The following is a 9,105-nucleotide window of genomic DNA, read 5'->3' on the forward strand; positions in this document are numbered from 1 at the left end:
ACAGGATATCTGTTCTTGATGTTTTTTATTGTCCAAAAAATTTTGAGACAGTGGCTAACTTGATTCTAAAATGCGCGATTTAAATAAAATCATCTCAGGGCGCGGACAAACGACAATATTTGTCCGTGCCTTTTTGCGTTCAGTGAAAAAAGGCTTGACCTTTTTCCCTACGCGTTATACTGTACATATGCACATATATACAATATGCGAGGAGGAACACAAATGTTAGAGGTGCAGGGTATCACCAAACATTTCGGCGATCAGCTGGCCGTGGCGGATGAGTCGTTCACCATTCACCCGGGCGAGATCATGGGGCTGATTGGCCAAAACGGCGCCGGGAAAACGACGACGTTTCGCATGATCTTAGGCTTTTTGCGCACCGATGCGGGACAGATTCTCTGGGACGGACAGCCGGTCGCGAAGATGAACCGCGACCTGATCGGCTATCTGCCCGAGGAGCGCGGGCTTTATCCCAAGCTGAGCATCGAGGAGCAGGTCGCCTTTTTCGGCCAGCTGCACGGCATGCGCAAAAAAGAGGTGCTCGACGCCTTGCCGGAGTGGCTCGAGCGTTTCGATGTGAAGGGCAAACGTACGGATAAGCTCAAGGATCTGTCCAAGGGCAATCAGCAGAAAATTCAATTGATCTGTGCGCTGATCTTCCAGCCGAAGTTGTTGATCCTGGACGAACCATTTTCCGGGCTGGATCCGGTGAATGCGAGCCTGCTGGAACAGGGCATTCAATTGATGAAAAAACAGGGAGCCGCGATCATTTTTTCCAGTCATGACATGTCCAATGTCGAGGCTTTGTCCGACCATTTGGTGATGCTGAAAAATGGGGAGACAGTGCTATCCGGCACGGTGGATGACATTCGCAATCAGTTCGGCCGCACGCGCATCTATCTGCAGGACCCGCCGCTGGACGAGGACCAGTTGCGTGCCCTGCCTGGGGTCACAGAGGTCCAGCAGCACGCGGGCCATTACACCTTGCACCTCAGCGATGAGGCGGCTGGCCGCGACATTTTCACCGCTGTTACGCAAAATGGCTACATTGCCCAGTTTGCACAGGCGGCGCCGACTTTGGATGAGATTTTCCGCTTGAAAGCAGGTGAGCCGAATGCGTAACTTGAAATTGATCGCGGGGCAGGTGTTCCGCAAAAACATCCGCAGTTTTTCTTGGTGGTCGCTGGTCTTGATGCCGCTGATCGGGGTCGTGGTGATCGGCGTGATCGCCTTTGTGATGAGCCAAACGCAAAAGCCGGCCACCGTTTTGGTCAGCGGCCCAGCCGCGGTCCAAACAGCGCTGGTCAAGCAAAGCAACGACAGCCAGCACTACAAGGCCGTTGCCAGCAAAGCTGTCGGTGAAAAACAGTTGGCAGCGGAAAAGGCGGATGGGCTCCTGGTGCTAGACAGTCTGCCGACGAAAAAGGCCGAGCTGTTTCAACGCAACGATGGCCAAAACATCCAGACCGACAGCCTAACTGCCGCGCTGGGCGGCCTCAACACCGCCGCCGTCGCGCAGTCGCTGGGCTTGACGCAGACGCAGCTGAGCGATCTGTTGACGGCGCCAACGTTGGCCAGTTCCAGCGTCACCTTCACCGCCAGCGGCAAAATGACCGTCGCGAAAAGCAAGTCCGAGGACCTGAAGAGCATGCTGTCGCTGGTCGTGGGGCTTGTGATGTACCTCTTTTTGCTGAGCTATGGCACGATGATCGCCCAGGAGATCGCCACGGAAAAAGGCTCGCGCATCGAAGAGTCGATTCTGACTGCGATGCATCCGAGCACGCAATTTTACGGCAAGATCACGGGGGTCGCGGGCTTGCTCGGCGTACAACTAGTTGTGTATGCCGTGATGGGCGGCGTCGCCTGGGCGGTGCGGGACAAGATTCCGCAGGTGCGCGATCTGCTCAAGAGTTTTGACTGGTCGCAGATCGGCTGGCCATTTGTGCTGGTCGTCATGGGCTTTTTCATCATTGGCATCCTGAGTTACACCATTTTGGCCACGGTCTGCGGCTCGCTGGTCGCCAACCAGGAACAAGCTGGCCAGGCGCTTCAGCCAGTGGTGATGGTCTCGATGATCGGCTATTTTGCGGCGATCATGGCGGGCTCCGGTAACAGTCCGATCATCGCGGTGCTCAGCTATGTGCCGTTTCTGTCGCCGATGATCATGCCCGCGCGCTTTGGCGTCGATCAAGTCGGCCTGGCCAATGTCAGCGTGGCGCTGCTTCTCAACCTCGCCTTTTTGGTCGCCTTCACCTGGCTGGCCGCCAAAGCCTATGCCGCAAACGTTCTGGTCTACAACGATAGCGGCCTGTGGAAAGCGATGAAGAAGAGCATCACGGTGGCCAAGGCGCGGTAAGCATTTTTGCCAATTGGAAAAATAGAAAGAAGGGAATTGCATGCAGGTCGTCCAATCCAATCAGGCCGGGGTGCCGATCTATCAACAGATCGAGGACCAGGTGAAAACACAGATTCTCAATGGCGACTGTCCGGCGGGGATGCAACTGCCGTCGATTCGGGAGCTGGCCAAGGATCTCAAGATCTCTGTGATCACCACCACCCGGGCCTACCGCGACCTTGAAGCGCAAGGCTATGTGACCAACATGCAAGGCAAGGGGACCTTTGTGGCGCCACAGGACAACGAATTGATTCGCGAACACGCCCTGCGCGCGATCGAAAATGGCCTGCAGACGGCGATCGATGCGGCCAGACTTGGCGGCGTCGAGACGGCTGAGCTGCACACGATGCTCGACACCTTGCTGGAAGGAGAAAATGATGGCTGATCTGCTCACGGTCAAGGACCTGACGAAAAAATACCAGGAATTCACGCTCGGCCCGCTGTCTTTCAACGTGCCGGCGGGATACATATTGGGCATGATCGGCCCAAACGGCGCAGGCAAAACAACGACGCTGCGGCTCTTGCTGGACATGGCCGCGCCCACTGCCGGCACTGTGACGCTCAACGGGGACACGACGCCGACCGCCCGGGCACTGGCCCGCGCAGACGTCGGCGTGGCGCTGGACACAACCGGTTTTCCCGAAAGCTGGCGCGTGGCGGATGTGGATTCCGCCATGGCTCTGTTTTTGCCAAATTGGGATGCGGCTCGGTTTCACGAGTTGATCCAGTTGTTTGGTGTGGCTAAAAAAACGGCATACAAGAAGCTCTCACGCGGTACGCAGGCCAAGGTCAATCTGGCGGCGGCGCTGAGTCATGACGCCAAGCTTGTGATCCTGGATGAACCGGCGGCGGGGCTGGACCCGATCGCGCGCGACCAGCTCATGACGCTGCTTCAGGCGTACATCGAAGACGGCCAGCATTCGGTCATCCTCTCCAGCCACATCACTGGCGACCTCGCCCGCATCGCGGATTATGTGCTCTACATCGTGGGCGGCCACCAGCTATTTTTCGGCGAAACGGCCACGCTTTTGGACCGATATGTGCTCGTCAAAGGCGGGCGCGGCAAGCTGACGCCGGAGCTGAAGAAATTGGGGCTTGGGCTGCGCGAAACGGCGGTCGGGTTCTCGCTCATGATGCGGACAGAGGCGGCGCGCAACTTGCCAGCTGGGCTAACGATCGAGCCGGTGGATCTGGACGCGCTGATGATCTACTACGGAAAAGAGGTGCAGGCGGATGCGCAATAGTGTCAAAGTCGCGCAGCTGGATCTGCGCACGCTTCAGATAAAGTTTCCATGGTGGGCACTACTTTTGGCGACCGATGTGGTGATCTTGGTGCTGGCCATGTTGAATTTTGACGTGTTTGCCATCATCGTGGGCATCGTGTTTGGTGCCGGCAGTTCGCTGGTGATGGTGCCGTTTTACAGCAATCAGCAGCGCGGTGTCGACGGGTTGTTGGCGGCGCTGCCCGTGACGCGGCGGCAAGTGGTGTTCGGCCATTATCTGTTTGCGGTAGGCGTGCAGTGCGTGATCGCCTTGAATCTCTTCGTCGTGGCTGCAATATACAGTTTCTTGCGCCCGGACGATCTGCCGCTTTCGGTGGCCGCCATGGTGGCATTAGGCGCGCTGACGTTTTTCCTTGTGCTGGTCGCGGTGCCATTTCCGTTTTTGATGCGCGTCGGCTATTCCAGCGCAACGATCGGGATCTACACCGGGGTGATCGTGCTGGTGGTGATTGGACTCAACTTTCTGTCCGCGCTCGGCGATAACTTTTCGCCGAGCTTCACCTTTGGCTGGGTTGTGGCAGGGGCCGTCGCGTTGTTGGTGGGGTCGGTGCCGCTGAGTCTGCATTGGTATTCGAAACGCGAACTTTAGTTGAACTGAAGAAATGCGACCGCATGAACGAGGGCGGCCGCATTTTTTTGCTTGTGTCTAAGCCGGGCGTATTGTTGTTTATTTTGAAAATACCAGGCATGCTATGATGACAAACTCGAACAAGTCATACGGACGCGGAATGCCACTAATTGCGCTTGTCTTGAGCTTCTGGCATCTTCCGAGGGCTTTTTGGTGAGATGAAAATGGGCCAAAAGTCGCATGATTTCCCCCTCACATATGGTTATTTTAAATAGGGATGAGGAGGCGTTTTGCGAATGGAAATTGAATTACAAACGGTCACGAAAAGGTATGGGCGTACGGCTGCGTTGCAGGGTGTTTCTGCGACTCTGAGACCAGGCGGCATCATTGGCTTGGTTGGGCCAAATGGGGCCGGAAAATCAACATTGATCCGGCAGCTAACGACATTGGAGCGGCCCACCAGTGGGCAGATCTTGCTCGATGGCACCGATATCGTGGCCAAGCCGCTGGCGATGCGGCGGGTGCTAGGCTATTTACCGCAACAAGTGCCGTATGAGCCAGCGCTGGATGCGCGCGGTTATTTACGGTATTTAGCGGCGCTTCGCAATTTACCAAGCAAAGCCGCAACCGCACAGATCGACAGCCTGCTGGTCGCGTTGCATCTGGGGGATGTCGGCCGCAAAAAATTGGCCGATTTTTCCGGTGGGATGCGCCAGCGCGTCGGAATCGCGGCCGCATTGTTGGGTGACCCACAAGTGATCGTGGTCGATGAGCCAACGACCGGACTTGATCCCGTGGAGCGCGTGGGCTTGCGAAATCTGCTCAGCGAGCTGGCGCAGACCCGGTTAGTCATTGTTTCGACACACATTGTTTCCGATATCGAAGCGGTCGCAGGTCAGTTGCTTTTGTTGCGGCATGGGCAGCTTGTTTTCAACGGCACCCCGGGGGCTTTATTGACGGCGACCGCGGGGCATGTGTGGGAAATGCCCATCGAACCAGGCGGTACCGTCGCGCCAGATGCTGCGCTGATTCAGACGGCGGATGGATTGCGGGTCCGGGTAATTGCTGCCCAACAGCCCGCAGCAGTCGCCGAGGCGGTTGCCCCGCGCCTTGAGGATGCCTGCTTGGCCGTGATGGAAGGCAAGGTGGACGCATGATGGCCGCTATTGCCGGAGAATTGCGTATACGATTCAGCCAGCCTTTGATGCGTGTGATGGCGATCTTAGTGCTACTTTTGGCGGTGGTCTGCACGCCGCAAGCAAGTGGCGCAATCAAGGTGCTTCAGATCGAACCTGAGACCTTTGAACAGGCCAATGACCCCAGTTGGATCACGGTTGGGGTCGCGCTGGTGATGGGGCTGATGCTGCCGATCTTGGCAGTCGTCGCGGTCAAAGACGCCGTGCAACGCGATCGTGATCGAGGCATTTTGACCAGCCTGATTGCAAGTGGCTTTTCACGTTTGAAATACATATTGAGCAAAATGATCGGGAATTTGGCCGTTCTCTTGACACTTTGGGGGTTGTTCGTTGTTGGCGCGTCGTTGATGCTGGTGGTGCGGTTTCCGGGGCGGCCGCTCGCCCTGGACATCTTTTTCCAGCCACTATTGTTTCTGGTGCCAGGCTTGTTGGCGGTAGCCGGACTGACGCTTTGGAGTGAAACGGTGCCGATCTTGCGCGGCCGGTTGGGAACTGGAATCGAGATCATGATGCTGTTAGTGTGTTATGTGCTCGCGACGCAGGCAAATGGTGCGTGGTGGGGCGCGTTCGTTGACTTTGGTGGCGTCGGGGCAGTGCTCTCGATTGTGAATGGTGCTGTCATGGCGGCGGTGGGTCGGCCTGCAAACAGCCTGTTGATTCTCGGCAGTGGTGCAGGCAGCGGCGGCACGCGTCCGTTGCGCTTCTCCGCTTTATCCGCCGCTCAGATAGATTGGCGGTGGCTCCTTGCCATGGTGGCGATAAGTGGGCTCTTTACTGTGTTGGCTTGGCTTTGTTTAGAGCGGCGGGCCTTGAAGCCTCGCACACATGAGGAGAAAAGCCAACCGGTCGCCCTTATTGCAGGCCCACTTCGACCGCTGGCACCGCAAAACAGACGCCCGCTTGGGTCCCAACTGCTCGCGGAAGCACGGCGTCAGTTGGCGTTTTTACCGCGTTGGTGGACTGTTGGTCTGATCGGGGCGTGGCTGATCGAATGGCTTGTGCCTATCTCTGCTTTGACCGAGATCGTTTTGCCACTGGCCTACTGTTGGCTACTGCCACTTTTTTCAAACCTCGGTTGGCGCGAGCAACAACACGGCTTTTGGTCGTGGCTGGCGGCCACGCCGAATGGCCAACGGCGGATGACGATGTTGCAGTTGCTCTGCGGGATGGCTTTTAGTCTGGCCACCGTGTTGCCTTTGGTGGTGCGACAAGCGGACCCAGTCGGCGGACTCGCGTTATTGATCTTCAGTCTCGCCTGGCCGTTGCTCGCGCTGGCACTGGCCCGCCTGATGGGCAGCGCACGGCTCTTCCAATTGTGCTTCGTACTGGTGTTTTTCCTGTACTTTGATGGAATCACGATCGTGTTGCCAGTGCAGCAGTCAACCAGTGCGCTTGGCTATCTGGCGGCTGGGGCGGCAGCCGGTGTATGGTTATGCCTCCAGGAAATACGGTCGGGGTCTCGCCAAAAAAGGTAACGGAATCATCGTCACAGACTGACGGTGTGTACGCTTTATGGAGATAAAGATCCCGTCTCACTGCCAAAATGGCGGTGCGGCGGGATCTTTTTCGTGACGCACCCGGGCTGGGCAACGGTGCCCATTTCGTTATTGATTAAGTTAGCATAATTAACGACCCAAACGACTGTGTATACGGTATCATGACAGAATAATGTGAAACGGAGGGACGCGCCAATGAAAAAACGGTGGCTCGCAGTCGCAGGTGCGATTCTGGTGCTCGGATTCGGCGTGGTCGTTTGGTGGCAAGATACCCAGCGTACCGCGGCCCGACCAGCGGCGATCGCGGCGGAAAAAGCAGATCAACAAGCCGCCGCCAGCAGTCGGGCGGCGCGCAAAAAGGCCGAAGCGGCGAGTAGCTCGGCGGCAACCAAAGCGAAGGCCGCAGCGAAAGCCAAGGCTGAATCGGAATCGCGGGCTAAGGCCAAGGCGGCTTCGGAAGCCAAGGCAGCCTCGCATGCCAAATCAAAGGCGGCCGCAGCGGCCAAGGCCAAGGCCAAGGCGGCAGCCGCCGAAGCCCAAGCTAAAAAGGCGGCGGCCCAGAAAGCAGCGGCTTCCGCCAAAGCGAAGGCGGCAAGCGCGGCCGCCACTAAATCGCAGGCCACGCCGACCGGCACTAGCTGGGCGGCCCGGCAAAAGCAGTTGAAGGCCTATTTGACTGATGTGGCGGCGGACGGCACCGTCAGTGTCAGTTACACAAATTTGACCCCGGTGGCTGGCTCCAAGGCGGCCGCGTCGGCGCCGGCCCGCTATAAATATGAGACCAGCGTCAATGGCACGACCTGGACTGTGTCGGCCAGCACCTACAAGCTTTACATCACCGCGTTTTTGTACCATTTGCGCCTGACGGGACAGCGCAAATGGACAAGCAGCGACGCGTTGAATTTTAAAAATATGATCGAGCAGAGCCTCAATCCATTTGCGGAAGGCATCCGGTCGACTTATGGCAACACCACGATCAACGGCTATCTCAACACGCTCGGCATCACGAGTCCCTTTGTGACCGGCCAGGCGGCGTCGACGACCAGCAATGACCTGATGCGCCTCCTCAAGCTTCTGGCGGCGGGCAGCGCGCCTTTTTCCGATGCGACAATGCGCAATGAGCTGCTGTCATACATGGGCGTGCAGATCTATCGCAGCGGTATTCCAGCCGGCGTGGCGAGTGTGATACCAGACGCAACGGTGCAGGATAAGGTTGGTTTTTTGAATGATCAAAATAACGATGCGGGGCTCGTCACTTTACCGACGGGTCAGCGCTATCTATTGGTGATCATGACCCGCGGCCATGGGCAGGAGACGCTCGATTTTTCACGCATCAAAGCCATCGCGGCGCAAGTCGAATCGATCATGTATGAGTGAGCGGACCGTTACCAAAAAATACCGCACGTTTTCCAAAGACATAAACGGTTGATTATGTTGACGATAAGCGAATTCGTGTTATAATTTTCCCAATAAACAATATGGGAGGGTTTTCATATGGAAGTCACGAAAGGCGCGATCGTACAGTGCAAGCCAAACGGCAACATGGAGCACCCCTTTACTGGTAAGGTCGAGAAGGTCTACGAAAATTCGGCGTTTGTGTCGATCATCGAATATGATGACGAAGACACGATGAATGCCCGCGAGCTCTTATTCCGCGCGGTCATTGCGAAAAAGAAGATGAAAGTCCTCAAGGCAGGCGAGCCGATGCCTCTGCCGGCGATCGACGAGGTGGGTTGACCGCCAATTTGCTGGCTGTGTTATAATCGAAGACTGTAAGTAGACGCAGATAAATCAGGCTAGACAGAAATAGGGGGACCTTCTTTGGACGAAGAGATCGCAGTCGGTGATAACGTTTCGGTGCGCAAGAGTACAAATGTGCCACTGAGCTTCAAGGGCACGGTGGAAAAATTGTACGCGAACTCGGCTTTGCTCACCATCACCAGTTTTGCAGAGGCAGATGCCAGTCTGGTCGAAGACTTGAAGCATAAGACCGTCGTCAACTATAAGCACATCCGCAAGGGCGGCAAGGCGGTCATTCCGCCGAAGCCAGAAGAGAATAAGTAATGCGAAAAGACTTGCTGCGGCAGGTCTTTTTGAATTAGGGCAAGGAAACACGTTCTTTCAAGGACGTGATGAATTGCCCTTTTTCTGTGTCCCAGGCACGCTC

General features: G+C 56.6%; 10 protein-coding genes. All 10 read left to right on the plus strand.

The features are described 5' to 3' along the window. Positions 1 to 222: 222 nt before the first annotated feature. On the plus strand, positions 223 to 1,122 hold the full coding sequence (locus JUE67_RS12195; RefSeq protein WP_203628019.1) for an ABC transporter ATP-binding protein: 900 nt from the start codon (positions 223 to 225) through the stop codon (positions 1,120 to 1,122). Beyond that, positions 1,115 to 2,356: an ABC transporter permease gene (locus JUE67_RS12200; RefSeq protein ID WP_203628021.1), complete on the plus strand. Its 1,242-nt coding sequence runs from the start codon at positions 1,115 to 1,117 to the stop codon at positions 2,354 to 2,356. Before JUE67_RS12195 ends, JUE67_RS12200 begins: the two co-directional genes overlap by 8 nt. 40 nt (positions 2,357 to 2,396) lie before the next feature. Then, positions 2,397 to 2,780 carry a GntR family transcriptional regulator gene (locus tag JUE67_RS12205; protein WP_203628022.1) on the plus strand — a complete coding sequence of 128 codons (384 nt, stop codon included), beginning with the start codon at positions 2,397 to 2,399 and terminating at the stop codon, positions 2,778 to 2,780. Beyond that, entirely contained in the window at positions 2,773 to 3,639 is an 867-nt protein-coding gene (locus JUE67_RS12210; RefSeq protein ID WP_203628024.1) for an ABC transporter ATP-binding protein, read from the plus strand. Before JUE67_RS12205 ends, JUE67_RS12210 begins: the two co-directional genes overlap by 8 nt. Beyond that, positions 3,629 to 4,267, plus strand: a complete 639-nt coding sequence (locus JUE67_RS12215) for an ABC-2 transporter permease (protein ID WP_203628026.1) — start codon at positions 3,629 to 3,631, stop codon at positions 4,265 to 4,267. Before JUE67_RS12210 ends, JUE67_RS12215 begins: the two co-directional genes overlap by 11 nt. Before the next feature lie 275 nt (positions 4,268 to 4,542). Continuing rightward, positions 4,543 to 5,403 carry an ATP-binding cassette domain-containing protein gene (locus JUE67_RS12220; RefSeq protein ID WP_203628034.1) on the plus strand — a complete coding sequence of 287 codons (861 nt, stop codon included), beginning with the start codon at positions 4,543 to 4,545 and terminating at the stop codon, positions 5,401 to 5,403. A gap of 56 nt (positions 5,404 to 5,459) precedes the next feature. Continuing rightward, positions 5,460 to 6,917 (plus strand): ABC-2 transporter permease, encoded by a 1,458-nt coding sequence (locus JUE67_RS12225; protein ID WP_203637179.1) that lies wholly within the window; start codon positions 5,460 to 5,462, stop codon positions 6,915 to 6,917. Positions 6,918 to 7,133: 216 nt separating this feature from the next. Then, complete coding sequence (locus JUE67_RS12230; RefSeq protein ID WP_203628038.1) at positions 7,134 to 8,315, plus strand: serine hydrolase; 1,182 nt, start codon at positions 7,134 to 7,136, stop codon at positions 8,313 to 8,315. 117 nt (positions 8,316 to 8,432) lie between these two features. Then, positions 8,433 to 8,675, plus strand: a complete 243-nt coding sequence (locus tag JUE67_RS12235) for a DUF2187 domain-containing protein (protein WP_125695883.1) — start codon at positions 8,433 to 8,435, stop codon at positions 8,673 to 8,675. Between the two features lie 84 nt (positions 8,676 to 8,759). Beyond that, positions 8,760 to 9,002 carry a hypothetical protein gene (locus tag JUE67_RS12240; RefSeq protein ID WP_203628040.1) on the plus strand — a complete coding sequence of 81 codons (243 nt, stop codon included), beginning with the start codon at positions 8,760 to 8,762 and terminating at the stop codon, positions 9,000 to 9,002. Positions 9,003 to 9,105 lie beyond the last annotated feature (103 nt).

The organism is Lacticaseibacillus mingshuiensis (assembly GCF_016861785.1).
Lineage (GTDB): Bacteria > Bacillota > Bacilli > Lactobacillales > Lactobacillaceae > Lacticaseibacillus > Lacticaseibacillus mingshuiensis.

Bases quoted from the DNA above. Each gene is read 5' to 3' on its own strand.
- JUE67_RS12195 (WP_203628019.1), top strand. From the start codon at position 223: ATGTTAGAGGTGCAGGGTATCACCAAACATTTCGGCGATCAGCTGGCC.
- JUE67_RS12200 (WP_203628021.1), top strand. From the start codon at position 1,115: ATGCGTAACTTGAAATTGATCGCGGGGCAGGTGTTCCGCAAAAACATC.
- JUE67_RS12205 (WP_203628022.1), top strand. From the start codon at position 2,397: ATGCAGGTCGTCCAATCCAATCAGGCCGGGGTGCCGATCTATCAACAG.
- JUE67_RS12210 (WP_203628024.1), top strand. From the start codon at position 2,773: ATGGCTGATCTGCTCACGGTCAAGGACCTGACGAAAAAATACCAGGAA.
- JUE67_RS12215 (WP_203628026.1), top strand. From the start codon at position 3,629: ATGCGCAATAGTGTCAAAGTCGCGCAGCTGGATCTGCGCACGCTTCAG.
- JUE67_RS12220 (WP_203628034.1), top strand. From the start codon at position 4,543: ATGGAAATTGAATTACAAACGGTCACGAAAAGGTATGGGCGTACGGCT.
- JUE67_RS12225 (WP_203637179.1), top strand. From the start codon at position 5,460: ATGGCGATCTTAGTGCTACTTTTGGCGGTGGTCTGCACGCCGCAAGCA.
- JUE67_RS12230 (WP_203628038.1), top strand. From the start codon at position 7,134: ATGAAAAAACGGTGGCTCGCAGTCGCAGGTGCGATTCTGGTGCTCGGA.
- JUE67_RS12235 (WP_125695883.1), top strand. From the start codon at position 8,433: ATGGAAGTCACGAAAGGCGCGATCGTACAGTGCAAGCCAAACGGCAAC.